A 23,379-nucleotide genomic window follows, 5' to 3' on the forward strand; every position below is an offset into this window, starting at 1 on the left:
AACACCGGAGCACCGGAGCACCGGAGCACCGGAGCACCGGAGCACCGGAGCACCGGAGCACCGGAGCACCGGAGCACCGGAGCACCGCACCAGGGGACCCATGACCGACTGGCTCCTGCTCGCCGCCGCGTTCACCGCCGCCGCGGCGAGCAACCTCGCCTTCGCCCTCGCCCGTGGGCACCGCCTGCGGCGAAGAGCCAGGACACGAAGGCGCCCGCTTCCCGACGGAGTCCGTCGGGAAGCGGGCGCGCCGTGCTGCCCCGCCGTGGTCAGCGGCGGCGGTACGACTCCACGTAGCCGCCCGCCGGTGTACCCACACCGGTGACGTCGTCGTAGCCCTTCACGGCCTTGAGCGAGCTGTCGGCGCCCAGGGTGCGCACCGAGGTGAGGAGCCCGCCCGAGGCGTCGAAACTGTTGGCGAAGTCGACGCGGGCCACCGCCAGGCCGGAGCCCGTGGGGTTGTCCGTGACGTCGTGGTACGCCTTCGTGCCGTACTTCGCGTAGATCGACGGGTTGGCGAAACCGATCGCCTTGCCGCCGCGGGCCTGCTGGGCGAGTGCCTGTACGGCCGCGATGACCGGCGCGGCCAGCGAGGTGCCGCCGATGCGGTACTCGCTGTACTGCTGCGACCCGTCCGGGAAGGTCTGCGTCTGGCCGACCTTGAAGCCGGTGTTGGGGTCGGCGATCGCCGAGATGTCCGGGACCACGCGGTTGCCGGCGGCGCTGTTGGCCGTGGCGAGCGCGGCCGGGACGACACCCTGCTGGTAGTACGGCTCGGCGACCGTCGCGCTGGTGCCGCCGCCCGCGCCCGAGGTGAACGCGCCGGGGAAGTCGGTCCAGCTCTTGCCGTCCGCGGACAGCGTGGCCTTCTCGGTGCCCCAGCCGGTCTCCCACAGGTACTTGTCGCCCTTGCCGACGGCCAGCGAGGTGCCGCCGACCGCCGTCACCCACGCCGAGTTGGCCGGGGTGTCGACCTGCTTCGTGCCGGTGTTGGCGACCTCGTCGCCGTTGTCGCCGGAGGAGAAGTAGAAGCCGATGCCCTCGACCGCGCCGAACTGGAAGACCTGGTCGTAGGCGGCCGCGAGATCCGGCGTCTGGGCCGACTCGATGCTGCCCCACGAGTTGGACACGATGTCCGCCAGGTGCCCGTCGACGACCTTGCTCAGCGAGTCGAGCAGGTCGTCGTCGTAGCAGGACGCGCCGCCGACGTACGTGATGTTCGCGGCGGGTGCGACCGCGTGCACGGCCTCGACGTCGAGGGTCTCCTCGCCGTACCAGCCGGCCGCCCCGCACTCGTCGGTGTGGGCGTACTTCTTGGGCAGGACCTGGCGCAGCTGGCCACTGGTGTAGGCCGCGTCGCCGTGCTTCTTCGCGTAGGTGGCCGCGTCGTAGGCGATGGTCGGTGAGGCGTACGCGTCGGTGATGGCGACCCGGACCCCCTGGCCCGTGTAGCTGCCCGCGCCGTACGCGGCCCGCAGCTGCTTGCCGGTGTAGCCCTGGACGGCGTACGGGATCTTCCCGCCGTACGCGTCCGGCAGCGTGGTCGCCACGTTGGAGCCGTAGTACGAGGAGAACGGCCCGGAGTTCTTGAACACGGCGTCCGGCGGCGGCAGCGTGTCGCTGTGGGTCGCCTTGTGCGGCGCGTTGTCCAGGCCGGTGACGGTCAGGACGGCACCGTTCAGGCCGTCCGGCGCGGAGGCCGCCTTGGCGGGCGCGCGGTAGGTCTTGGAACCCTTGGCGTAGTTGTGCAGCTGGGTGCCGAAGGCCCGCTCGGCGGCGGACACGTCACCGGAGACGGCGACGTAGTGCTGCGTCACGCCCGTCACCTTCAGACCGGCCGACGTCAGCCAGGACTTCACCGCCGCCACCTGTGCCTCGGTCGCGCCGAAGCGGGCCTGCGCCTGCTGCGCGCCGAGGTACTTGCCGTACGAAGCGGAGGACGGGTCGGACACGGCCTTCGCGTACGCGGCGAGGCCGGCGGCGTCCCGGCCGGCGAGGTAGACCCGGGCGGAGACCTGGGAGCTGTCGGCGGTGGCGCCCTTGTCGGCCTTGGCGGTGGCCCACGCGGGCTTGGTCCCGGTCAGCGTGTCCCGGCCCGGGTTGCCCGCCGCGTGCGCCGCGGGTATGCCGAGCGCCAGCGCGCCCGCGAGCATCGGCAGTGTCGCTGCCATGCTCACCCCGGCGCGCAGCTTGGCGCGGTTGGATCTCATGGAACCCCCTGTGCGGTTCGTCGCGAGTGGATCACTCGACGGTGGCCACTCTCGCGATGAACTGTTCATGCCAGGGGAATGCGCGTGCCAAGAAGGGCTCAATTAACCTAATGACAAGGCCATTTGAGGGTTAACGCGTCACGAACGCGGTTCGGCTCCGCGCTCCTTGAGCAGGTCCGTCATCAGGTCGATCTCCGACTCCTGCGCGTCGACCATGCCCTGCGCGAGCCGCTTCTCCACGCCGACCGTGCACCGGTCCACACAGCCCTCGGCCATGTGGATCCCGCCCTTGTGATGGTCCGTCATCAACTGCAGATAGAAGACCTCGGCCTGCTTGCCGCTCAGCGTGTCCAGCTTCTTCAGCTCGGTGTTGGTCGCCATGCCCGGCATCAGCGCCCCGTCCTTGCCGGACGGCATGTCACCCATGCCCATCCAGGTCATCGGCGAGTCGGCGGACACCTTCGGCAGGCCCCACAGGTCGAGCCAGCCCAGCAGCATGCCGCGCTGGTTGGCCTGGGTCTGCGCGATGTCGTACGCGAGGCGCCGCACCTGTTCGTCGTCGGTGCGGTCGCGCACGATGTACGACATCTCGACGGCCTGCTGGTGGTGCACCGCCATGTCCCGCGCGAACCCCGCGTCCGCGGAGTCGGCCGCGGGGACCGTGCCGGAACCGTCGTCCTCGGCTACGGCGTAGGTGATGGCACCGGCCGCGACGAGCACTCCCGCCGCGGCGACGGCCACTGACGCGAGCCTCACTTCGACAGACCACCCGTGCACGCCGCGCCCGGCTCGGGCGTCTGCTTGCCCTGCACGAACTTCTCGAGGAACTTGGCGACGTTCGGGTCGTCGGCACCGGTCACCGTGCGCTGGTTCCCCCACGCGGTGAGCATGATCGGGTCGGCCTGCTTCTCGTCCGGGCTCATCAGCGTGTACGGCGTCGCCTTCACCTTCGCCGCCAGCGCCTCCACGTCGGCCTTCGGGGCCTTGCTGGTGTACGTCACCCACACCGCGCCGTGCTCCAGCGAGTGCACGGCGTTCATGTTGTCGAGCGCCTCGGTGTAGACGTCGCCGTTGCAGTTCATCCACACCTGGTTGTGGTCACCGCCGACCGGGGGCTCCGTGGGGTACTTCACCCTCTTGGTGACGTGGGTCTGGCTCAGCTTGCCGCTCCACGTCTTCACCCCGTCCGCTCCGGTGACGAGCTTGCCCGTGGTCTTCGCGTCGGCCGCGGTGCTGTCGTCGTCGGACTGCGAGTTCACCAGGACCACGCCGCCGACCACGAGACCGGCGACGACCACGGCGCTGGCGGCGACGGTGAGGATCCGGCTGCGGCGCTCACGGGACTGCTCGGCGCGTCGCATCTCCTCTATTCGCGCCTTGCGGGCGGCGCTGCTGCTGTTCTTGGCGGAGCCCATGCGTGTGTCCTTCTGGGGGAAAGGGAGCTGGTCGGGTTCGCTGATCGTAATGGGGGAGCGGTGCACTCTCGCAGGGAGGGCACAGGAATGGCCGAAGATCGGATACCCGGGGAAGATCGGGTACCCGGGAGATCCGGCCTTGACCCAGGCCCCGGGAGGTTGCGGGAGTCCCGGCATTACGTATGTCGGTCCGAGCAGGCAAGATGGGCGGCAGAGCAGTGCAGCTGCCCGACGTGAGGCGTTCACCCCGAGGTCGGCCGGACGATCAAGGTGCGCAACACTCATGAAATGGTGTTGTGGTGGGATGCCCAGGTGCCCGACCGCCTCCCGTGGTACGGGGGACAGGCGGCCTGACCAGCAAGGATGGGGAAGCGCAAGATGGACAAGCAGCAGGAGTTCGTGCTCCGGACGTTGGAGGAGCGTGACATCCGGTTCGTACGCCTGTGGTTCACGGACGTGCTGGGCTTCCTCAAGTCCGTCGCCGTGGCCCCGGCCGAGCTGGAACAGGCCTTCGACGAGGGCATCGGCTTCGACGGCTCGGCGATCGAGGGCTTCGCCCGCGTATACGAGTCGGACATGATCGCCAAGCCCGACCCGTCGACCTTCCAGGTCCTGCCGTGGCGTGCGGAGGCCCCCGGCACCGCCCGGATGTTCTGCGACATCCTCATGCCGGACGGCTCCCCGTCCTTCGCGGACCCGAGGTACGTGCTCAAGCGCGCCCTCGCCCGCACCTCCGACCTGGGCTTCACCTTCTACACCCACCCGGAGATCGAGTTCTTCCTGCTGAAGGACAAGCCCCTCGACGGCACCCGGCCCACCCCGGCCGACAACTCCGGCTACTTCGACCACACCCCGCAGAACATCGGCATGGACTTCCGCCGCCAGGCGATCACCATGCTGGAGTCGATGGGCATCTCGGTCGAGTTCTCCCACCACGAGGGCGCCCCGGGCCAGCAGGAGATCGACCTGCGCTACGCCGACGCGCTCTCCACGGCGGACAACATCATGACGTTCCGCCTGGTCATGAAGCAGGTCGCGCTGGAGCAGGGGGTCCAGGCGACCTTCATGCCGAAGCCGTTCTCCGAGCACCCCGGCAGCGGCATGCACACCCACCTGTCGTTGTTCGAGGGCGACCGCAACGCCTTCTACGAGTCGGGAGCCGAGTACCAGCTCTCCAAGGTCGGCCGCTCCTTCATCGCGGGTCTGCTCAAGCACGCGGCGGAGATCGCGGCGGTCACCAACCAGTGGGTCAACTCCTACAAGCGCATCTGGGGCGGCTCGGAGCGCACGGCCGGCGCCGGCGGCGAGGCCCCCTCCTACATCTGCTGGGGCCACAACAACCGCTCCGCCCTGGTCCGCGTCCCGATGTACAAGCCCGGCAAGACCGGCTCGGCCCGCATCGAGGTCCGCTCCATCGACTCCGGCGCCAACCCGTACCTGGCGTACGCCATGCTCCTGGCCGCCGGCCTGAAGGGCGTCGAGGAGGGCTACGAGCTCCCGCCGGGCGCCGAGGACGACGTCTGGGCCCTGTCCGACGCCGAGCGCCGCGCGATGGGCATCGAGCCCCTGCCCCAGAACCTGGGCGAGGCACTGACGCTGATGGAGCGGAGCGACCTGGTCGCCGAGACACTGGGCGAGCACGTCTTCGACTTCTTCCTGCGCAACAAGCGCCAGGAGTGGGAGGAGTACCGCAGCGAGGTCACGGCCTTCGAGCTGCGGAAGAACCTGCCGGTGCTGTAAGCGCAGGTCAGAGCGGATTTTCCGCTTTGACGACACGTGGGGGCGACCGTCGTGGACCGTCGGCCCCACGGTGTCTCACTGGCCCTGGGCCGTCTGTGGGCCGTCCGGCCCCGAAACGGTGCCCTCGTACAGACTGTCCACGGCCTTGCGGGCCCGCGCGTCGCTGCTCGGCATGAGGTGCGTGTAGACGCGAAGCGTGAACCCCGGGTCGTTATGTCCGAGGTAGGCGCTGAGTGCTTTGACGTTCTCGCCAGCGTCCAGCAGAACGGACGCGTAAAAGTGCCTGAGAGCGTGCATGCCGTGCTCGCGGGCGGCCTGGTGACGCTCGCCAGGCTTGGGCTCGGGAATGACGCCGGCGGCGACGAGCGCGGGCTTCCACGCCCGAAGATTGAAGTCGGTCCGTCGGACTGCGCCGGCCCCGTCGAGGCGGGTGAACACCAGTCGCTTCGTGACAGGGGGACCGTCCGGCCGCAGCCAGGGCAAGGTGACGTTGACCGGCGGGAAGTCCTCCATGTGCTGCTTGAGGATCTGCGCTACGCGGTCAGGGAGGGGAACATCGCGCTCTTTTTCCCGCTTGGGAGGGGCGAACACGAGATGGCCTCTGGCCACCTTCACCTGATTGGCGATGTGCAGCCATCCAGTGTCGAACCCGATCGCTTCGACAGGCAGGCCGAAGATCTCGCCTTGCCGCAGGCCGCATCCGCCGCCGACGTCGACTGTCGCGCGGAAGCGCTCGGGGAGGGCCGCACGTATGGCGAAGGCGCGCTCGGCGTCCCACGGCACAATGCGGCCCGTCCCAGGTGCCGGGGGACGAACAGATTGCGCGTGGCACGGGTTCTTCGACAGGTGACCGTCGTCGACGGCGGCGTTAAGGACCGTCGATACGTTGTTGTAGATCACGCGACGGTATGACGACGCGGGTACCACGGACTCCAGGTTGCTCAGCCAGTCCCGGATGTGTTCCGGCTTGAAGGAACCGAGTGGGCGCGGCCCGAGGTAGGGGATTGCGTGACCCCTGAGGGACGATTGGACGGACTCTCGGGTCGTCATGGCGGTGGTCTGCGTGCTCAGCCACTTTTCCGCGTACTGCCGGAAGGTCACGCGACTGGCGGCGGGGTCGACGTACTGGCCGCGCGACATGTCGGCCTCGATGTTGGTGAGCCACTTCTCGGCGAGGCGCTTCTGCCCGTCGGGGAAGCTCTTGGACTTCTCGGTGCCGTCGGGGCCGATGTACCTGGCGCGGTAGCGCATGCCGGTACCATGGCGGTCGCTTTTCACGCGGACGGTCTTGCCGTCGGGGTTGGTCTCGGTCTTGAACCAGCGGTCTTGGATGTGGCCTGCCATGTGGCGGCGGTCCTCTCAGCACGCAGCAGGGAGAGCCGCTGGTGGCGGCTCTCCCTGCTGTCTGCGGTGGGTGTTGGGTTAAGCGGCGTCCTGGTCGGTGCGCTTGCGTTCGGCGACGTGGGCGAGCACGTCGGCGGGGTCGTAGCGGATGTACTTGCCGATGCGGAATCCGGGTGGTCCCATGCGCTTCTTGCGCCACTGGTAGACGGTCTCTTTGGGTACCTCGAAGATTTCGGCGATGTCGGCGGGGGTGAGGTAGCGGTCCGGCAACCCGCTGCGGAGCGTGGCGCGCGGGTCCGGCTGTTCACGTGCGGTGCTCATGGCGTGTCCTCCGTGCGCGGGCGAGGGTCTTGATTCGGCGTGCCTGTCCGAGGTGCGGATTTCTGCGTCATGGCGTCATGAGCGTCACGTAGGGATCTGACCTGGGGTTTTGTCCGACGCAGTGGTTAGGGCGTGCGTCATGCCGGCGTCATGGGTGCGTCATCGGATGACGCAGATGACGCAGGATGACGCAGAGCCGGCCGTCTGCGTCATGACTGTCGTTGCAGGTCAGCGGCCGTTTCCCGGCTTACATGACGCGCATGTCGCAGCGTCTTCCTTCTTAGGACAAAGAAGGGGTGTGTCTGTTGTGGTCGGTGCGCCTCACAGCGTGAAGAAGGAGCCGCTGCGCGGCGCGACCTTGGGGCGGCGTCCGCCGAACAGCAAGAGGAGCACGTGCTCCTCTTGCTGTTCGCTTGTGCCTGCGGATCGCGGTCAGAATGCCCGTGCTTGCTCGTGCGGGGCTGGTGGGAGTGTGCGGGTCATTTCGAGGTAGCGGCCCGCGCTGGTGCGGCCAGCGTCGACAAGGACGCGCCGGGCGGCCAGCGTCGGTTGGAGGCGCTTGAGCCGGTCGGAGAGGACTTTGCCGGTCGTCGGCCACCCCTTGGGCAGGGGACGGCAGTCGTCGCCGCTGTAGAGGCGGCTGAGGCAGGACAGCCACTCGGTGGACGTCATCCGCTGCGCGGCGCCGGGCTCGATGGTCTCGGCGTGCTGGAGGACGGTCTGCGCGAGGAGGTCACCCTCGATCACGTCGTCGTTCAGGTCGTCCAGGCTGGCCCGGTAGGCGGGTAGAGCTCCCAGGCCGGTTGCTGCGTCGAACTGCGCGCACAGGTGAGCGAAGTCCGCCATCCGCAGGTCGGTTGGAGTCTCTGCCTCGGCTGCGCGGACCTTGACCGTGAGGTCCAGGAGCGAGCCGAGAACGACGGGGAGGATTTCCGCGTAGTCCGCCCACAGCTCCGCCTCGGTACGCCGCACGCGGGGCCGCTCCAACCGCAGTGGCAGGAGCCGGTCCGCGAGGTCGGGCCGGATGACACCGACGTCGATACCGGTCAGCAGCAGGGGCCGGCGGTAGCCGACGCGGAATACGTCCCCGTCGGTGAACAGCGCACGCTTGACGCTCTCGACCCCGGTCACGATGCAGCACATTGCGTCCGACAGATCCGGCGTGACATGGGAGAGGTTGTCCAGCGCGGTGACCCATCCGGCCGCGACAGCCGCGATCAGGTTCTCCTCATCCTTCGGTGCCCGGCGCAGGTCACCGCTCATTCCCTCAATGATCCTGGTGAGCATCCGGCCCCCGGTGGACTTGCCTGCTCCCTGCGGGCCGGTGAGGAACGGCGCGGGCACGGGCACCGAGGGACCGAGGCAGCCGATCAGCCACACGATGGCCAGGCACTCTGTCTCGGCGTTGGCGAAGTTGCACAGCCGCATCAGCAGGTCGATGCCCTTGCCGCCCGTGTCCTTGGCCGGCAGTGGAAGTTCCCCGGTGAGCTGTGTGCGCCGCCAGCAGACTTCGCGCGGGTCGGGGGTGAGGATGTCCCAGCCGGTGGGGTGGATGCGGACGGACTGCCCGTCATCGCGGCCCAGGTCCAGCCACGTCGCCCCGTCGAATCCCGGAGCGACGCGGATGTGGACGGGCTGGACGTCCTCAGACAGGGCCAGTGCTTCGATCAGGTCCAACGCCTCTTTGAGGGCCGACCCGTTGAACGCGCCGCGCCCGTCCTTGTACAGGCCGACCATGAGTTCCTGGCGGTGGCTGCCGGTGGTGCCCTGGGAGCGGATCGGGCGGGCGACGGGGTGGCCGTTCTTCTGCGCGTACACGGTCCCTTCGGCGGTGCGGAAGTACCGGAAGTGCTCCTGCGCGTAGTCCGCGATTACTTCGCGGGCGGGAGTCTTGTCGTCCTCAGACATGGCTCAGTCCCAACGTGTTCAGAGCGTTCGTCCACGCGTCAGTGCAGTGCCGGGGCGATTCGCCCTTGCTCTGCGCTGCGGTGAACAGCCGCGCGGTGTGGGCGTCGGTGAGGCATCCGCACCTGCCATGGGTGGACAGCACCGCGAGGAACGTGCGGTAGACGGTTGAGTGCACCGCACTGGAAGCCGCGGTGATGCGCTGCTCCGCCATCGCGATCCCACGGTCCAGATAGGCGGGCGTGCGGTGAGGGCACTCCCCGCCCCCAGCCGGCGCGGGCACGGTGACGGCGGGCGGCGCCGGCCGGACCGGGGAGGGCTTGTCGACGGCCAGCGCGCGCACGGCGTCCGGTAGTGCGGTCATGGTGCCGGTGCCGAAGCCGCGCCAGCGGGCGTAGGCCATGGTGGATTTGATGTCCACGCCGGGGCGGACGGCGTTCGCGGACTGCATCCGGCCGAGGTAGAGCCAGTGCTCACCCCGGGTGGTGGGCACGGTCTGCGTGGTGGGTAGGTTCTCGTGGGCCCACGTGATCGCGTCGGCGTTGTCCAGGTCGACGACCGTCAGCCCCGCCCCGCCGGGGTGGTAGGCGACCGCGCTCGCGCGCAGCCATGCCCGCCGCCAGATGCCGGAGTTGATGACGTCGGGGTCGGTGGTCGCGGCGGCCCAGCCGTGGCAGGGTCCGGGGCAGGTGCACGGTCCGGGGTTCTTCATGTTCGGCCGGCCGCCGCAGGCGTTGTCCTGGCAGCGGCGGCAGTTGCCGAACGGGACCTTGCCCACCCGCAGCGGCAACACGGGGATCCGCGAGGCGGCCAGGTCGAGGGCGGTGCGCAGGTGTCCACTCATGCGGCGGTGCCCCCGTCCGTCCACAGGCTGAGGATGCGGGAGCTGTAGCCGTCCATGGCGGCGTTGAAGGCTTCCCCGTCGCCAGCGCGCAACGCGTCCAGCAGGGCGGCGGTCTCGGGAGTGGGGCCGGGGTTCGGGATGCCGTCGAGGTCGCGGTCGAGGGTGTGCAGCAGGGCCCGGGTCAGGTACCGGTCCAGGAAGAAGCGGTGCTCGATCAGGACCATCGGCGGCCCGACGGTGAGCAGGACAAGGACAGTGCTGCCATCGGCGCGGGGCTCGGTGCGGACCATGGTCACCCGTTCCGGGGCGTCCGGCACTCGCGGGATGTGGCTGTGGTCGGTCATGCTGGATGTCTCCAGTTCCTTGAGGGGTGCTGGCTGACAAGGGCGGCCCCGCGGCTTTGGCGAGACGATGGGGGCCGCCCTTGGCGCAGCTAGGCGCCTTTGCTGCGGGCGAGTTTGAGGGTGATGCCGCCGATCCCGATGGGCCCGGCGGCCCCGGCGATGACGGTGACGGTGTGGGCGGCGGCGTCCAGCAGGAAGCACAGGGCGGCGACCAGTCCCCAGCCGCCCGCGACCGTCGCGCCGGCGATCGCGAACGGGATGAGCAGGCGCCGCCACGGGACACCGGGCGGGGCGGTGGTCGGGACGACGATGACGACCGGCTGTCCGGTGGCTTGGGCGCGATGCCAGTCGTCGGCGGGGATGTGCGGGGCCATCTGGCCGGGCGGGGTGTGCTGGCTCATTTCTGGCTCCCTCGGGGTGTGCCGCGGGCCCGCGCCAACAGGTGGCGCGGGCCCGTGCGGGTGGATGCTGTGCTTGTCGCGTTGCTTGTCGTCTCTCTTGTCGTGCGGCTTGTCGTCTGCCTTGTCTTGTCGCTTGTCTTGTCGCTTGTCGCCTCCCAGCTCACAAGCCGTTTCCGCGCCCCACGGCCCCGCTAGCAGGCGTGTGGTGAAGCGGGGGCGACAAGCGACGAGTGATCAGTCGTCGGACGCGTGCGAGCGGTGGACGTAGCGGGCTTTGGTGCCCTCCCCGACGCGTACGCAGGTGCCGTCCCGCATCCACGTTTTCAGCCAGCCGACGACCGTCTGACGCGTCGTGCCATACGTGTCTGTGAGCGCTCGGGCGATCGCGGATGCTCCGGTGCCTGCCCGCCCCGCGGCGAGCAGCGCGGTGAGCGCGGCCTGCTGCGCGGGACTGTCCTGCTCGCCCCGCAGCGCCGACAGATTCAACCCACCGGCCGCCGCCGACTCCTCGGTGGCGGGGGTGTTCGGGTCGGTGGTGGTGGCGAACTGGGCGTCGATCTCGGCCCGGAAACGGGCGAGCATCTCGTCTTCCGGCGAGACCCGCTCCGCCTCCCGCCCGCTGAGCGCGGACAGCCGCAGACCCGAACCCTGCGACGGGCCGGCGTCGGTGCTGTCGTCGGGGGTGTGGTCGAGCATCCATGCGGTGCGGCCGGCGTCCCAGCGGCGGGCGTAGTCGGGGCCGGCGGCCTTGGCGGAGATCTCGTCGAGTCGGGGGTGGCGGTCGGAGGTGGCGGCGGTGATCTCGCGGATCTGGTTGGGCAGGATCCGCCACGCCTTGAACAGCGCGGCCGGAGACTCCGGGGTGCCCATGAACCCGGCCCCCTTGTACGGCGCCTGTTCCACCCGCAGGCCCCGGCGGCCGGGGAACAGCTTGCCCAGGTCCATGCCCTCGGTCTCACCACCGGTCAGCGCGACACGCACCTTGCCCTCACGGCGGATCATCAGGTTGCCCAGCACACTCCCGGTGGCCCCAAGCGCGGTCAGCACGGTACGCACGCCCATGGCGCGCAGCATCCGGATGACTTCCAGGATCTTCTTCGCCAGCTCCTTCATCTGCCGATCGGTGCTCACCAGGATCTCTGCACCTTCATCGATCACCAGCATGATCTGCGGAATCTTCGGGCTGATCGGCAGGAGATCGGTGTTCGCCTTGGCCAGCACATCCTGATACGCCTTCTTGCGGTGCAGCCCGACCGCGAGGGCCGCATCGAGCATCGTGAGGGCTTCCTCATGCGTGCCGGCGAGCCAGTCGATACCCGGCCGGACCGGCTTGCCGTCCTCCCCCTCCAACTCCCCCTTCAGGGCCGGGAGGACCCAGGGCAGACCGGCCGAACCGGCGTTGAGGTCGATCACCCACGTGAGCACGTCCTCGGCGCGGGCGAAGCTGGCCAGGATGTCGTGGACCATGTTCGTCTTGCCCGATCCGGTCGGACCCACGACCAGCGCGCACTGTTCCCGCAGGTAGGCGGAAACTGTCTCGCCGTTGGTCCGCACACCCCACGGCAGGCCGGTGAGCACGGACAGGGCGCTGTAGTCGTCGGGGTAGGGGCAGTCGTCCTTGAGGACGTTGACGGTGGTCACGTCCAGGATCGTGCGGCCCTGATGGACACCGGGCCCCGCGGTTGCCGTGCAGCCGTGCGGCAGCTTGGCATCCGCCGACAGCGCCACCGAGTGCTGCGCGATGCGGTCGTAGGTGATGCCGCCCTGGGGTTCGAGGTCGAGGGAGTACCCGGCCCCGGTCTCCCACTTCTCCACCCCGAGCACCCGCACGGTGATGTGGCAGATCCGCTGAATACGCTCGATCCATTCGGCGGCGATCGCGCGCCGTTCGGCGGACAACTCCTGCATGATCTGCCGCTGTTCGACGGCGAGCGCTTCCTCCTCGCGCGCTTCCTCGTACAGGGCGGCGGAGCGGGCGGCGGCCCCGATCCCGACTCCGATCGTGGCCAGTGATCCGAGGGCGGCCCAGGTGAGGGGGCCGTGGGTCATGGCCCATGTGGTCCATCCGGCGCCGACGAGCCAGGAGGCGGCGCGGGTGGCCAGGGTGCGGCCGGCGTTGCGCACCCGCAGACCGGCGACGGTGTGACCGAGGGCGCCGGCGGCGCCGACGGCGAGCGCCCAGCCGGGCGGCATGGCGGTCGCGGCGCCGGTGGTGGCGACGGCGAAGGCTCCGGTGGTGGCGGACAGGGAGCCGGTCACGGGTCCGTGACCGGCCGCCCAGTCCAGCACCGGGCCACTGCTCGCGACGTTCTTCTTGGCGGTGGCGGTGCTGCTCATCTCAGACGTTCCAGCCCTTCTCGGCCTCGGGTCCGTTGCGGGGGTCCTCGTGGCGGGCGATGTCCTGCTCGTGCGCCTGCCGGAACAGCGGCCCCATGTCCTCCGCCACGGCCACGGCGCTCATCACGGCGCCGAAGATGTCGTTGAAGCCGTCCGCGACTTCCTTCTCCAGCGGAAACTCCGAGTCGGAACGCTCCGCCAGGATCTTCATCACGTTCGCCACGCTGGTCAGCGCGGCCGGGAGTCCCTCGACCATGGCCAGGATCTCCATGGCGTTCTCGGGGTCGTAGGCGTTGGCAGCCTGCTCCATCTCCTCGGCCGCCTCTTCGAACCGGAAACCAGACACGTTCTCTCCTTCACTGACCTGGGATGTTGCAGGGGTCGGAACGTTCTCGGCCGGCCGCTCGACCTGATTGGCGATCCCGCCGGTGCCGTCCTCGGTGGCTTCGGCGTCGGCGGCGGCCTCCTCCTCGCGCAGGGTCTTGCGGGTGTTCTCGTCGCGCTCCGCGGCCTGCTCGGCAGCCGTGTCGACCATCCGCCGGTACAGGCGACGGCCGGGGTGCATCAGCCACGCGATGCCGAACTTGCGGCCGATCGGGGTGGTCAGACAGCCCAGCAGACCGACCGGCAGGGCGAGCAGCGCGGCCAGCAGCCGACGGCCCTGGAACCGGGCCGCAGACCGGCGCAGCGCCCGCCGGGCCGCCTTGCGGGCCGGAGCCTTGCGGACGGCGGCACGCTGAGCCTTGACGGTGGCGCCGGTCTTCGCGTCGCGCTGAGCACGGGACTTGGCGACCGCGGCGTCCCGCCCGGCCCGCGCTTTCCTCGCGGCACCGCCCATCAGACGACCGGCCAGCCCCGCCCGCTTACCCGAACCAGCCTTGCTGGCGGTGGCCTTGGCGTTGCGGCGCGCGTCGGCGACCGCGCGCCGGGCGGTGGTGGTCTGCGCCCGCTGCCCGGCGCGCGAGGCAGCGGCAGCTTTCTGTGCGGCGCGCAGCGCCTTGACCTGCCCGGCCTTACCCGCCGCCTTCCCGGCGCCGCCGGCCACGCGCTTGGCGGGGCCGTTGCCGGGCTTGCTGCGGGTCTTCCCCCCGGTCGCGGTGCTGGCGTGACCAGCGGCGGGGCCGGCGGTGCGGCGATGCTGGCCGGGCGCCTTACCCGACCGGCCACCGGACCCACCAGCCCGAGTACCGGCCGAACGACCCCCGGCGCCGCGGGTGCCGGTGCCGTTGCTTCGCAGGCCCGCGCTGCGGGCGGCGCTGCGACCTGCCGCACGGGCGGCGGCCCGGCGAGCCTCGCGACGGGGGTTGGGGGTGCGGGAGCGGGCGGCGGCGACAGTGCCGAGGACGACCATGCCGGTCGCGGCCACCATCGCGGCGACCGGCCCGCCGACCAGGGAGGCAGCGGCGACGGTGCCCACGGTGCTGTTCGCCCCGGACAGAGCCAGCGGCACGATCGGCCAGCCGCCCGGGGTGTTCTCCACCTCCTTCACCTCCCGCACCGCCGCAGCGGGCGGGGTGTCGGGCGGCGGGGGCGGACTGGCCGGTACCGGCTGAACGGCTACCGGCTCGGTGCTGAGTTCCGTCATGCTGAGAGCACTCCTTCACGGGAGTAGGGCCCGGCCAGAGCCCTAGGAAGTTGTGGCCGGGCCCGCCGAATGCGGCAGGTCAGTTGCGGTGCGGGTGGTGAGCGGCGATCTCCTGCCAGTGCCGGTTGTCCGCAGCGTTCGCGCGGGTGAGGCTCACTCGGAAGTCGCAGCCGGGCCGCGTGCAGCGGTGCGTGGTCGTCGACCACGCCTCGATCACGCGGAACAGCAGGCTGGAGAACGTGGCCAGGCAGGACGCGGAGCAGGCCACCAGCAGCGCGAGCGGCACGCCGTAGCCGGACAGCCGCACGCCGATCGCGACGGCCAGAGCCCCACTGACGGCGACCGCGCCGGTGATCCGGATGCGGTGACGTGGGTCTTTCACTCGGAACTCCCTTTACAGGCTGCGGTGTTCAGGCGGTGCGCGGTTCCTCGGGAGTGCGGGACGGGGGTCAGGTCATGCACCAGCCGGAGTCACAGCCGGAGTCCCACTCGTCGAACGGGAGGGTGTCCACGCCGTCCGGGATGGCCTTGCGTAGGGGCCGGTTGAACCGGGTCAGCCAGACGTGGTCTTTGCCGAGTTCGTCGCGGCGGCGGTTGAGGAGTTCTTCGAGCTGGCACGCTCGCTCGAACAGCTCGGGTTCGTTGCGGCGCATGTCGTGCCAGGTCTCAGGCCGGTGGAACGGGCAGAACCAGCACGACGACTTCGGCGGCACTGGCAGACCCGCGCGGCGGATGATGCGAGCGCAGTCGATCCGCCGGATACCGCGTTCCAGCAGCGGGTATTCGATCTGCTCGTGCGGCTCGCAGCGCCGGTTGTTGGCCCGGTGGATCTCGTCGAGGCTGATCCCGATGCCGACCGTGGCCGGCGCTTCCTTGCTCGCGCCACGGCGTTTGAGTTCGTCGCCGATGACCGCGATTTTGAAGCTGGCCGTGCAGGAGCGGGTGCCGGGGGCCCCGTTCGACATCCGCACCGGGATCTTCAATGACCGTGAACCCTCGCGGGTCAGGTCCTGATACAGCGTGCGGGTCTCACCCGAGCGCTTCATCACCCGGTCCAGGACGACCAGGTCGATCCCGTGCGCTTCGGCGTACGGGATGGCGTACTTGCGCAGGTAGCGCAGCGTGCCCGGATGCTCGGAGTCGTCGCCGACGTTGGCCATTAGGAACGTGCGGTAGTCCAGCTCCCCGGACGCAGCCATGACCAGCGCGGCCGTCGACTGGACGCCACCGCCGAAGCTGAACGCCTTGAACGGCTGTGGGTTCGTCATCAGTCACCACCCACGGCGACCAGATGCGGCCGGTCGTTCTCGTCGGCGCTGCGGACGGCGAGGATCTGCTTGCGTGCCCACGACTCGCTCATGCCGTAGGCCTCACCGAGCGCGCGGGCGGACAGGGGGCGTGCGGCCTGTACGGATTCGGCGTACGTACGGCGTGCGTCCTGCCGCACACGCTCAAGCTCGGCATCCTCGAACTGGGCCTGCCTTGCGGCTTCCTCCTCCGCGCTCAGCTCCGCCGTGCGGGAGGTGTGCGGGGTGTGCGGGTCGTCGGCCCGCACGGTATCCGCACGCTCCTCGACCTGCGCCGATACGGCCGGAGCCGTGTCCGGGCGGGTGTCGGTGGGGGTGGTGTCGGGGAGAGCGTGCGGGGTGTCGGCGGGGGTGTGCGGATGCCGTGCGGGCTCATCCGCACGCTCCCCGTCCGGGGCCCGCACGACGTCGGTGGGCTGGTGGTGTAGCACCTTGGCCACCAGGTCGGAACCGAAGTAGATCGACCCGACAGGGAGGGAGGTGGCCAGTAGCACCAGGGCCCAGTTCGCGGGGTCCCAGTCGGCCAGCCGTCCCCAGTCCACGGCGCGGCCGTGCAGCTCGGGCACGAGTCCGTGGACGTAGTTGAGGACGAGTGAGGCGAGGGTGTAGACGGCCAGCACGCGCAGCGCGAACCGCTTGTCGCGGGTGTCGGTCAGCACGAGCGTGGCGACCAGGGCGAGCGCCATCAGGCCGTCGACCACGAACGGGTACAGCGTTGCGGCGGTGGCGTCTGCGCCGACCACGCGGGCCACGTCCCGCAGTGCGTTCCACGACACCCGGAACGCCATGACGACCACCGCGACCAGGGCCAGCACCAGCAGCGTCTTCCCGGTCCGGTTCATGCCGCGCCCCCGACCAGTTCGGGGGCCCGCACGTCGCCGTAGCCGGTCAGCTCCAACGTGGCGCCCGCGTAGTCGACGGTCGCCTTCAGCACCCGCGTGCGGCCGTCGGTCTGCTCGCAGTAGGCCACGGCGTCCGGGGCGATGCCCAACGCCTCTCGCCACGCCTCGAAGTCCGGCAGGCCTCGGTGGAACGTCAGCTCCAGCCGATCCGGGTAGATCGCGGACACGTGGACCTCTGGCGCCGGCAGGTGCCCGAAGTCCACGGCCAGCGAACGCAGCGCCCGCAGCGGGGCGGCCAGGTCGTCCAGGGTCAGGGTCTCGCTCACGCGGCCACCGCCGTTCCGGCCGCGGCCTGGTTGGTCAGGTCGCGGCGGGCGGCGAGCACCTTGCGCCGGGCCCGCCGCAGACGGCGCCCGTCCAGCACGGTGACCGGCTGGTCCAGCAGGCTGATCTGCACGTCCAGCAACTCAACTTCCGCCTCGATCAGCGGGAGCTCCCGCTCGATCGCGTCCAGCTCAGCGGCCGTCGGCTCGTTCCAGTCGGCGAACGCGGTAACAGCGTCCTGAACAGTGACGATGTGGTTCATTGGGTCGTGTTCCTCTCAGGTGAACGGCCCGAAAAAAGCGGCTCCGGTGTTCCAGCACCGGAGCCGCGTGCCGTTGTGGTTGGGCCTCTCGTGTGGCACGAGCGACCACGGAAACCCGGCACGAGACGCCGCTTACGGCGGCGGTGTCGGGAACCGTGAGCACTGGTGCTCAGCGCGGGCCTCGAACGGGTCCGCGAAAGGTTCTGCGCAGTCAGATCAAGCGATGCCGTCACCGCCCCGAGGGGCAGATCCGGGCAGGTCACCCGGCCCGACATGGGCGGTCGGGGTGATGACCCGCGCCCGTCGACCACCCGTGTTCAGGTGGCTGGGCCGGCACTCTGTTGAGTTCGTCGCAGTGCGGAATCCGGGCCTTGCTTCCGGGGCACTGGCACGGCCGGTGAAGCCCTTTCGGGCCTGGCGTTCCGGCGCGAGTTGAGTTCAGATTGACCTATGTCAATCTGAACTGTCAAGGGAGTGCGGCGGGAGAACTAGAGATTGACCTAGGTCCAGTTACTCTCGGGGGTATGGATCAGAGCCCCGAAGTGCCCAAGCCCACGCCTACTGCCAAGGAGATTGCGGCGCAGTTCCGCGAGAAGATCACGGGCCCCGGTCGCGAGTACGGCCCGGGGGAGCGGCTCCCGGCTGCTCGCTCGCTCGCCAAGGAACTTGGCGTGCAGCTCATGACCGTTCAGAGTGCATACGGCCAACTCCGTGACGAGGGGCTGATCCTCACTCAGCAGGGACGTGGGACGTTCGTCCGTGATCCTGCAGTACCCCTCGGCACTGAGCCGGGCAGCAGCCCTGCTTTCGCGGCCCTGGCCGCAGAGCTCAGCACGATTCATGACGCTCTCCATTTGCTCGGGGAGCGGCTTGACCGGCTTGAGCGGCTTGTGGGTAGCGAGACTCCACCTGCGTCGTGAGTTCGTCCGCGCGCCTCAGCAGTCGCTCAACCTTGACGCGGGCATCCCTCAAACTCGCTTTGATCAAAGCGAGTTCAGCAGGAGTCATGCCTTCCAGCTCGCCGCTTCGCTCATTGATCCCTGACATGCCAATGAGCATGTAGCCGTGAAAGGCAGAGGACCCGGACAGAGTGTCCGGGTCCTCTTTCCTTGCAGGTCAGGAGGGTTGACGACTCGTCACCTGGAGACTTCGTCCACAGCGTCCAGCACTGCCCCCCAGGGGAGTTCCCGCCCCGCCGGCGCCTCGCGCGGCTCGTACAGCGGCCACACCTCCGGGCCGGAGATGATGCGCACGCCTCCCGCCTTAAGGGTCTCGATGTGGTGCTGCCATGCCGGGTGACGAGCGTGCGCCGCGTTCACCCGCGGGAAGACGACTACCGGCAACCCGAGGGTGCCGATCGCCTCGCCTACCTGCGTCAGCGCCTGGTTGTCCATCAGGCCCGTGGCGAGCTTGGCCACCATGTTGGCCGACGCGGGGGCTACCACGTAGCAGTCCACCGGCGGGTGCGGCCGGGCCTCGCCGGGCAAGCGCGGTTCATCACGCACGGGCAGGCCGGTCAGCTTCTCCAGCTGCTCGACCTCGCCGCTCATCCGCAGCCACTGACCTGCGGTCGGCGTCAGAGTGACGGCCACCTGCCATCCGCGCTCCATCGCGGGCTCAACCAGGCCAGTGCGCAGCGCCTCTACGCCCCCGGCTGCCGATCCGACGACCCCGAGCACTCCGCGCTTGCCTGAACTCACTGCACCGCCCTGCACCGTTGAGCCATCACGAACACCTCGGACGATCGCGAGCCACCGGTGACCGGTGATTGCTTGATCAGATCCCGCAGCGTCTCGCGCACCCTGGGACTGTTGCGCACGAGCTGAGGCGACGTGCGCTCAGCCGTGCGGAGTTCCGTGAACGCCTCATCGCCCTGTCCGTTGAGCGACAGGGCACGCGCGAAGTCGATGCGGTGCGACACGCTGCGTTCCTGCGGCATGTGGTCGACGTTGATCCGGCCGTGTTCCACAACGTACGACACGTTGTCGAGGTCCAGCTCAACCGACAGACGGTGAAGCAGGGCGTTCGTAGGTCCAAAGCTGGTCTGCCAGTAGTTCTCATCCGAGCCGAGGTCATCCGCGAGTGCCTCGGCTCGATCCAGCAGGCCGGTTGCGGTAGGTCGGTCCTGGTGGCGGGCCGCCGCCACAGCGGCTCGCAGGTGGATCATCCCCAACAAACTCAGTGCCGCGGGGTCATTGTCGGTCACCTGAGACGAGAGCCATGCAGCGGCCGTGTTGCCCAGCTCCAACGCGTCGTCGTATCGGCCGTTGGCCAGCAGCGCGTGCGTGCCGGACCGTGCGGCGGACGCCAACACGAGCGGGTCGTCAGACTCGTCTGCGGCCCGCATCGCGCGCTCGGCCGCGAGCCATGAGATGTCCGATTCACCGATCTTCGCGAGCGTCGTTGCTGCGAGGTGGTGGGTACGGGCCGACACTGCCCAGCAGTCGCTACGGTCCTCCCCGCGCCGTGCGGCTCGCTCCTCCAGCTCTTGCGCAGTCTGGAGGAGCGCGGGAAGCGCCGCGATGACGCTGCCGAGCCGCCCACCCTGGTAGTCGTTCCATGCCTGCTCTACGCGTACGGCCACAGGCGCGGGCATGGGGAGTTGCACCTCAGCCTCAGGGCCGAAGAGCAGGCGAGACAGCCGGCGCGGGCTCATGAGCGCGTCGCGCACGGCCGGAACGTCGTCCTGCTGCTTCTCGTCCTCCACGAGCACGGTCTGACCGAGCAGGTCGCCCAGGGGCACGCGCAGGATGCGTGACAGCTCCGCGAGCATGTCGATCCGGGGAGGCTTCCGGCGCCCCGTCTCGATCTTCGCCAACCAGTCAGTGCTACGCCCCGCCAGACCGGCGAGCACCTCTTGCGTGTAGCCGCGACGCTTCCGGTAGAACGCGATCCGCTCGCCAATGCTGAGGTGATCTCCTAGACCACGCATTACGTGTTGCCTCCTGCGGGTTGAAGGGGCCCGTCTCACGGTACAGAGCCCTGGCAGTAGTTGGCCTTGCTCGTTGCAGGGCAAGAACAAGGGTGAGTGGCGCATGGCGAGGGGACCCGGACACAGTGTCCGGGTCCCCTCGCCATGCGCGCCGTGAACAGCCGGTGGGCCTAAGGTGCTCCTGTGAGGGCAGTCGCAACCTATGCGAGGTAACGTCCCAATGCCCGGTGTAGTAATTTTGACTACCAGCTGAGGATGTTCCCGCGCTCGCGAATTCGGCGCCTTCCAAGGCGGATGATTTTGCCGCCGCTGAAACCGACGCGCTTCAAGTCTGCGGTCGATATGATGAACTGGCAGCCCTGTTGAGCGAGTTTATTTATCCTGGAGTAGATTGATTGCGTCACAGCTAGATCCCATGCCCCCGTCGGCTCGTCGAGTAGGTACAAGCGATACTTACCTTGCTTGCCCAATGCGTTCTCTAGATGAGCCATCCTGTTTATATTGGAAGACTTTGGGTTGAGGTAGAAGCACTCTTCCGGTAGGAGCTTGCCGCGCCACAATAGTTCCAAGTTGTCCGCGACTTCCACGGCGAGGGGATGGCCATAGTTTCTTCCGATCTCCCTCCATGTTACGACTCCTATTCGAAGGGCTAACGCCTCCAGTAGAATTGTTTTTCCTGATGCGTTTCTGCCTGATATGACGTTGATTCCGGGATCGAAACTGATTCCCTGACGTAGCGCCCAGATCGCTTCAAGAGGCTTTTCGGTGCTGTAATCATAGGGAACGCGTGATGCTATCAGCGCGCCATGATCGTTGGAGTCAGCGGATTGGGCTGGCTGGGTGAGGTTTCTCTGGCGCGGGTTCAGCGGGTATCCCTCTTGAACCAATCCTCGTTCGGCTGCCCATCGAATAATTGGAACGTCGTCGTGCTGGAGCTCAAGAAAGGCGGCGGTCACTGACGGGTCTCCGGACCAGCCAGCACAGAGGCTTGCTGCGGCAACCTCTCTCATGGAGACATCGTTGGAGTGGACAAGGTTGAGGAGCGTGTCTCGGGCGGAGACATCTCCCGGCCAGCCTTCCAGTAACACTTCAACAGCGGTCTTGCTCACACGACTGGCGCGGTCATAGGTGAGACGTACGAGAGCGTCACGGCCTGTCGTGTCGCCCGGCCATCCTTCCGCTAGACCCTCAATGGCAGTTTCTCGGGCCTCTTCAGAGTCGTCGACAGTTAGCGCTACCACGGCGTCACGAGCGATGGAATCACCTCGCCAAACCTGGGCCAATATCCATACCGCGACAGCTTGGACCTTAGGGTCAGGATCGCGCGTTGCTGCAATGACGGCCTGCCGGGCCACATCGTCATCGGACCAATCTCGGCCCAAAGTCCGCGTTGCAGTTTGGCGAATTTCCGATTGTTCGTCGCAAGTCAGCCGAACCAAGGCGTCACGAGTCGTGAGGCTATAAGGCCAATTCTTGGTAAGAGCAGATAGGGCCATCTTTCGATTTTCAGCGTCAGTCAGTCGAGTTGCTGCAAGGAGAATCGCCTGTTCGTCGGCTGGCTCTAGGTCGGCGGCGGGAGCGACCTTTTCTTGCCATTCGTGGGTTTTGCGGTCTTCTGCAATGTTGATGCTTTCTGCCTTAATCAGGGCGGTGGCAATGTCATCAAGTGCGGGCTTTGCTGAAAATTCCGTAGGTAAAATTTCGTGCTGTGGCAGGGCAGGGCCAGTTGGGAGGGTTTCGATCTTCGGCACGTCGGGGTGTTGAGACAAGCGGTGCACGTTAGCGTGCGCCTGTTCCCATAGAGTCTCCAATAGGAGGCGACGTTCGTTTACTCTGGCCAGCTGCGATTCTGCGGTGGCCTTTTGAGAAAGTGCTTGCAGTCGAGAGCTTGTCGCAGGTTCCGGTGCGAGAGAGTCGGCGCCCCGGTGGAGCTCCTGAATCTGTTTGGTGTCCAGATCTATAATGATGCCCCGCAATGAGCTGATGATCTGCAGCAGGGTGGTCATTAACAGTTGGGCATCACTCAAAGCCCACCGGAGTCTGTCCTCGATGCGATGAGCACGCTCAAGTTCTAGATGAATTTGAAGGGTGGCAACAGTGGCTTCCGGGGACGGGGACGGCGTTGGCGCGGCAGACTTCTCCGCGCGTTTGTAGCGGCGATATTGGTGAACGGCGGTCAATAGATCGTCTGCCCTGCGGCATAGCCTTTGGTGGAGCGCAGGATTCATGCCAACAGCACTGCTGGTGATCTCTAGGAACATCATGACGAAGCGCTTGGAAGGCGGGGAGGCTGCCCCCTTGAACAGTCGATCCAGGTGTGATTTGGAGAAGTTCATTCCACTCACTGGATCGACTGGCCTGGCTTGCCCAGCCTCGATTCGCGCCCGCTCCTGATCGGCGCGTTCCTGGAAACGCTGTTCGATTTCCCTCGCACTGAGGCCGGCCGCGCGACTCTGGTCCAGCAAGAACTGTCCCAGGGCCTTATCGGCTCCCTCGTCCCGATCTACTGACTGTGTCACGTCCCCATCCGTCCCTGCTCTGCCCCTGGGGCGTCCCTGGGACAGAGCGGGGACGCGGATGTCGCCCCAGCTCAAGTCCCCAGAGCGCTCAAGGCGTCCCAGACTGTCCCGGTGAAGGTTGGGGGCACCCTGCCCCATCACGATTCTCGCCTCAGCCGGCCTACGCAGGTAAGCGGCTTCCCGTAAATGTGCTGAGGAGAGCAACAGTGGCTATGCCCATGTACGACATCGCAAGCATGGACTCCGTCATTCTGAGCAGCCAGGTCACCGGCATCGAGCATGTGATCTTGTCCGCAGTACCGGAGTTCATTGGCGCGCTTGCCGCCGCGCTCGTCTGCTCGGTGGGGACGTGGGTCTTTCAGAAGTGGTGCAGGCGGGACAGGTCTGAGGCCAACGACTGTGACATCCCCAGTTGAGGCGGGCACGCTGGTTCGCCTCGTAGGCGCGAGGATGGGAGCCCCGGCTGCCCATGCCGCTGTGACTCTGTCGCAGCACTGAAGCCGGGCCGTCTGTGGGCCGTCGAACAGGAACCCACAGTGACCAACGACGACCAACGACGACCGTTCGAGCGCTGCGCGGCGCTGCGCCAATGCCGATCGCCGGAGGTCGGTCCGGTCGATCGTCACTTCCTGCGCAACAAGCGCCAGGAGTGGGAGGAGTACCGCTCGGAGGTCACCGCGTTCGAGCTGCGGAAGAACTTGCCGGTGCTGTAGGCGTCGCCTCGCGGGGGCGCACACCGCGAGATGC

22 protein-coding genes and 1 pseudogene are annotated in these 23,379 nt (G+C 68.2%); 4 read left to right on the forward strand and 19 right to left on the reverse strand.

Going from position 1 to position 23,379, the window contains the following annotated elements; all coding sequences use genetic code 11:
* Nucleotides 1–269: 269 nt before the first annotated feature.
* From ACWBNA_RS30210 to ACWBNA_RS30220, 3 genes are all read right to left on the reverse strand, one after another.
* Nucleotides 270–2,210, reverse strand: coding sequence for a S53 family peptidase (locus tag ACWBNA_RS30210; RefSeq protein WP_482707681.1), 1,941 nt, complete (start codon nt 2,208–2,210; stop codon nt 270–272).
* A 138-nt stretch (nt 2,211–2,348) separates the two neighbouring features.
* Nucleotides 2,349–2,951 carry a DUF305 domain-containing protein gene (locus ACWBNA_RS30215; RefSeq protein WP_482707682.1) on the reverse strand — a complete coding sequence of 201 codons (603 nt, stop codon included), beginning with the start codon at nt 2,949–2,951 and terminating at the stop codon, nt 2,349–2,351.
* 11 nt (nt 2,952–2,962) lie between these two features.
* Nucleotides 2,963–3,625, reverse strand: a complete 663-nt coding sequence (locus tag ACWBNA_RS30220; RefSeq protein WP_482707683.1) for a DUF3105 domain-containing protein — start codon at nt 3,623–3,625, stop codon at nt 2,963–2,965.
* Nucleotides 3,626–4,003: 378 nt separating this feature from the next.
* Here ACWBNA_RS30220 and ACWBNA_RS30225 point away from each other — a divergent pair, with 378 nt between their 5' ends.
* Entirely contained in the window at nt 4,004–5,365 is a 1,362-nt protein-coding gene (locus ACWBNA_RS30225) for a glutamine synthetase family protein (RefSeq protein ID WP_217237104.1), read from the forward strand.
* A gap of 75 nt (nt 5,366–5,440) precedes the next feature.
* Here ACWBNA_RS30225 and ACWBNA_RS30230 read toward each other — a convergent pair whose 3' ends face one another.
* From ACWBNA_RS30230 to ACWBNA_RS30290, 13 genes are all read right to left on the reverse strand, one after another.
* Nucleotides 5,441–6,709, reverse strand: a complete 1,269-nt coding sequence (locus ACWBNA_RS30230) for a tyrosine-type recombinase/integrase (protein WP_482707684.1) — start codon at nt 6,707–6,709, stop codon at nt 5,441–5,443.
* 78 nt (nt 6,710–6,787) lie between these two features.
* On the reverse strand, nt 6,788–7,030 hold the full coding sequence (locus ACWBNA_RS30235; protein ID WP_482707685.1) for a helix-turn-helix transcriptional regulator: 243 nt from the start codon (nt 7,028–7,030) through the stop codon (nt 6,788–6,790).
* A gap of 432 nt (nt 7,031–7,462) precedes the next feature.
* Nucleotides 7,463–8,938: an ATP-binding protein gene (locus tag ACWBNA_RS30240; protein ID WP_482707686.1), complete on the reverse strand. Its 1,476-nt coding sequence runs from the start codon at nt 8,936–8,938 to the stop codon at nt 7,463–7,465.
* Nucleotides 8,931–9,779, reverse strand: a complete 849-nt coding sequence (locus tag ACWBNA_RS30245; protein ID WP_482707687.1) for a bifunctional DNA primase/polymerase — start codon at nt 9,777–9,779, stop codon at nt 8,931–8,933. Before ACWBNA_RS30245 ends, ACWBNA_RS30240 begins: the two co-directional genes overlap by 8 nt.
* Nucleotides 9,776–10,123, reverse strand: coding sequence for a hypothetical protein (locus ACWBNA_RS30250; RefSeq protein ID WP_482707689.1), 348 nt, complete (start codon nt 10,121–10,123; stop codon nt 9,776–9,778). The genes ACWBNA_RS30245 and ACWBNA_RS30250 overlap by 4 nt, the downstream gene beginning before the upstream one ends.
* Before the next feature lie 89 nt (nt 10,124–10,212).
* Entirely contained in the window at nt 10,213–10,524 is a 312-nt protein-coding gene (locus ACWBNA_RS30255) for a hypothetical protein (RefSeq protein ID WP_482707690.1), read from the reverse strand.
* Nucleotides 10,525–10,758: 234 nt separating this feature from the next.
* Entirely contained in the window at nt 10,759–12,861 is a 2,103-nt protein-coding gene (locus ACWBNA_RS30260) for a hypothetical protein (RefSeq protein WP_482707691.1), read from the reverse strand.
* A 1-nt stretch (nt 12,862) separates the two neighbouring features.
* A complete protein-coding gene (locus tag ACWBNA_RS30265) occupies nt 12,863–14,446 on the reverse strand; it encodes a hypothetical protein (RefSeq protein WP_482707692.1) in 1,584 nt (527 codons plus the stop codon).
* A gap of 79 nt (nt 14,447–14,525) precedes the next feature.
* Entirely contained in the window at nt 14,526–14,828 is a 303-nt protein-coding gene (locus ACWBNA_RS30270; protein WP_482707693.1) for a hypothetical protein, read from the reverse strand.
* 67 nt (nt 14,829–14,895) lie between these two features.
* Nucleotides 14,896–15,714 carry a phosphoadenosine phosphosulfate reductase gene (locus ACWBNA_RS30275; RefSeq protein ID WP_482707695.1) on the reverse strand — a complete coding sequence of 273 codons (819 nt, stop codon included), beginning with the start codon at nt 15,712–15,714 and terminating at the stop codon, nt 14,896–14,898.
* Nucleotides 15,714–16,595 (reverse strand): DUF2637 domain-containing protein, encoded by an 882-nt coding sequence (locus tag ACWBNA_RS30280; RefSeq protein WP_482707696.1) that lies wholly within the window; start codon nt 16,593–16,595, stop codon nt 15,714–15,716. The genes ACWBNA_RS30275 and ACWBNA_RS30280 overlap by 1 nt, the downstream gene beginning before the upstream one ends.
* Nucleotides 16,592–16,921 carry a hypothetical protein gene (locus ACWBNA_RS30285; RefSeq protein ID WP_482707697.1) on the reverse strand — a complete coding sequence of 110 codons (330 nt, stop codon included), beginning with the start codon at nt 16,919–16,921 and terminating at the stop codon, nt 16,592–16,594. Before ACWBNA_RS30285 ends, ACWBNA_RS30280 begins: the two co-directional genes overlap by 4 nt.
* A complete protein-coding gene (locus tag ACWBNA_RS30290; protein ID WP_482707698.1) occupies nt 16,918–17,181 on the reverse strand; it encodes a DUF6284 family protein in 264 nt (87 codons plus the stop codon). The genes ACWBNA_RS30285 and ACWBNA_RS30290 overlap by 4 nt, the downstream gene beginning before the upstream one ends.
* 524 nt (nt 17,182–17,705) lie before the next feature.
* Here ACWBNA_RS30290 and ACWBNA_RS30295 point away from each other — a divergent pair.
* The gene (locus tag ACWBNA_RS30295; RefSeq protein ID WP_482707699.1) at nt 17,706–18,101 is read left to right on the forward strand and encodes a GntR family transcriptional regulator; all 396 of its coding nucleotides are present in this window, start codon (nt 17,706–17,708) and stop codon (nt 18,099–18,101) included.
* Between the two features lie 216 nt (nt 18,102–18,317).
* Here ACWBNA_RS30295 and ACWBNA_RS30300 read toward each other — a convergent pair whose 3' ends face one another.
* The 3 genes from ACWBNA_RS30300 to ACWBNA_RS30310 form a co-directional block, all read right to left on the reverse strand.
* The gene (locus ACWBNA_RS30300) at nt 18,318–18,896 is read right to left on the reverse strand and encodes a flavoprotein (protein ID WP_482707700.1); all 579 of its coding nucleotides are present in this window, start codon (nt 18,894–18,896) and stop codon (nt 18,318–18,320) included.
* Nucleotides 18,878–20,113, reverse strand: a complete 1,236-nt coding sequence (locus ACWBNA_RS30305) for a helix-turn-helix domain-containing protein (RefSeq protein WP_482707701.1) — start codon at nt 20,111–20,113, stop codon at nt 18,878–18,880. The genes ACWBNA_RS30300 and ACWBNA_RS30305 overlap by 19 nt, the downstream gene beginning before the upstream one ends.
* 242 nt (nt 20,114–20,355) lie before the next feature.
* The gene (locus tag ACWBNA_RS30310) at nt 20,356–22,632 is read right to left on the reverse strand and encodes a HEAT repeat domain-containing protein (RefSeq protein ID WP_482707702.1); all 2,277 of its coding nucleotides are present in this window, start codon (nt 22,630–22,632) and stop codon (nt 20,356–20,358) included.
* Nucleotides 22,633–22,850: 218 nt separating this feature from the next.
* On the opposite strand from ACWBNA_RS30310, the gene ACWBNA_RS30315 reads away from it, so the two are divergent.
* Entirely contained in the window at nt 22,851–23,048 is a 198-nt protein-coding gene (locus tag ACWBNA_RS30315) for a hypothetical protein (RefSeq protein ID WP_482707703.1), read from the forward strand.
* Between the two features lie 210 nt (nt 23,049–23,258).
* Nucleotides 23,259–23,345, forward strand: a pseudogene (locus ACWBNA_RS30320) (glutamine synthetase); the annotation flags it as partial.
* Nucleotides 23,346–23,379 lie beyond the last annotated feature (34 nt).

The sequence above is a fragment of the Streptomyces sp. Q2 genome, assembly GCF_056820935.1.

Coding starts and splice junctions, on each gene's coding strand:
- ACWBNA_RS30230 (WP_482707684.1), bottom strand. CDS start 6,709: ATGGCAGGCCACATCCAAGACCGCTGGTTCAAGACCGAGACCAACCCC.
- ACWBNA_RS30295 (WP_482707699.1), top strand. CDS start 17,706: ATGGATCAGAGCCCCGAAGTGCCCAAGCCCACGCCTACTGCCAAGGAG.
- ACWBNA_RS30210 (WP_482707681.1), bottom strand. CDS start 2,210: ATGAGATCCAACCGCGCCAAGCTGCGCGCCGGGGTGAGCATGGCAGCG.
- ACWBNA_RS30225 (WP_217237104.1), top strand. CDS start 4,004: ATGGACAAGCAGCAGGAGTTCGTGCTCCGGACGTTGGAGGAGCGTGAC.
- ACWBNA_RS30245 (WP_482707687.1), bottom strand. CDS start 9,779: ATGAGTGGACACCTGCGCACCGCCCTCGACCTGGCCGCCTCGCGGATC.
- ACWBNA_RS30305 (WP_482707701.1), bottom strand. CDS start 20,113: ATGCGTGGTCTAGGAGATCACCTCAGCATTGGCGAGCGGATCGCGTTC.
- ACWBNA_RS30265 (WP_482707692.1), bottom strand. CDS start 14,446: ATGACGGAACTCAGCACCGAGCCGGTAGCCGTTCAGCCGGTACCGGCC.
- ACWBNA_RS30290 (WP_482707698.1), bottom strand. CDS start 17,181: ATGAACCACATCGTCACTGTTCAGGACGCTGTTACCGCGTTCGCCGAC.
- ACWBNA_RS30255 (WP_482707690.1), bottom strand. CDS start 10,524: ATGAGCCAGCACACCCCGCCCGGCCAGATGGCCCCGCACATCCCCGCC.
- ACWBNA_RS30220 (WP_482707683.1), bottom strand. CDS start 3,625: ATGGGCTCCGCCAAGAACAGCAGCAGCGCCGCCCGCAAGGCGCGAATA.
- ACWBNA_RS30315 (WP_482707703.1), top strand. CDS start 22,851: ATGTACGACATCGCAAGCATGGACTCCGTCATTCTGAGCAGCCAGGTC.
- ACWBNA_RS30235 (WP_482707685.1), bottom strand. CDS start 7,030: ATGAGCACCGCACGTGAACAGCCGGACCCGCGCGCCACGCTCCGCAGC.
- ACWBNA_RS30280 (WP_482707696.1), bottom strand. CDS start 16,595: ATGAACCGGACCGGGAAGACGCTGCTGGTGCTGGCCCTGGTCGCGGTG.
- ACWBNA_RS30260 (WP_482707691.1), bottom strand. CDS start 12,861: ATGAGCAGCACCGCCACCGCCAAGAAGAACGTCGCGAGCAGTGGCCCG.
- ACWBNA_RS30240 (WP_482707686.1), bottom strand. CDS start 8,938: ATGTCTGAGGACGACAAGACTCCCGCCCGCGAAGTAATCGCGGACTAC.
- ACWBNA_RS30250 (WP_482707689.1), bottom strand. CDS start 10,123: ATGACCGACCACAGCCACATCCCGCGAGTGCCGGACGCCCCGGAACGG.
- ACWBNA_RS30275 (WP_482707695.1), bottom strand. CDS start 15,714: ATGACGAACCCACAGCCGTTCAAGGCGTTCAGCTTCGGCGGTGGCGTC.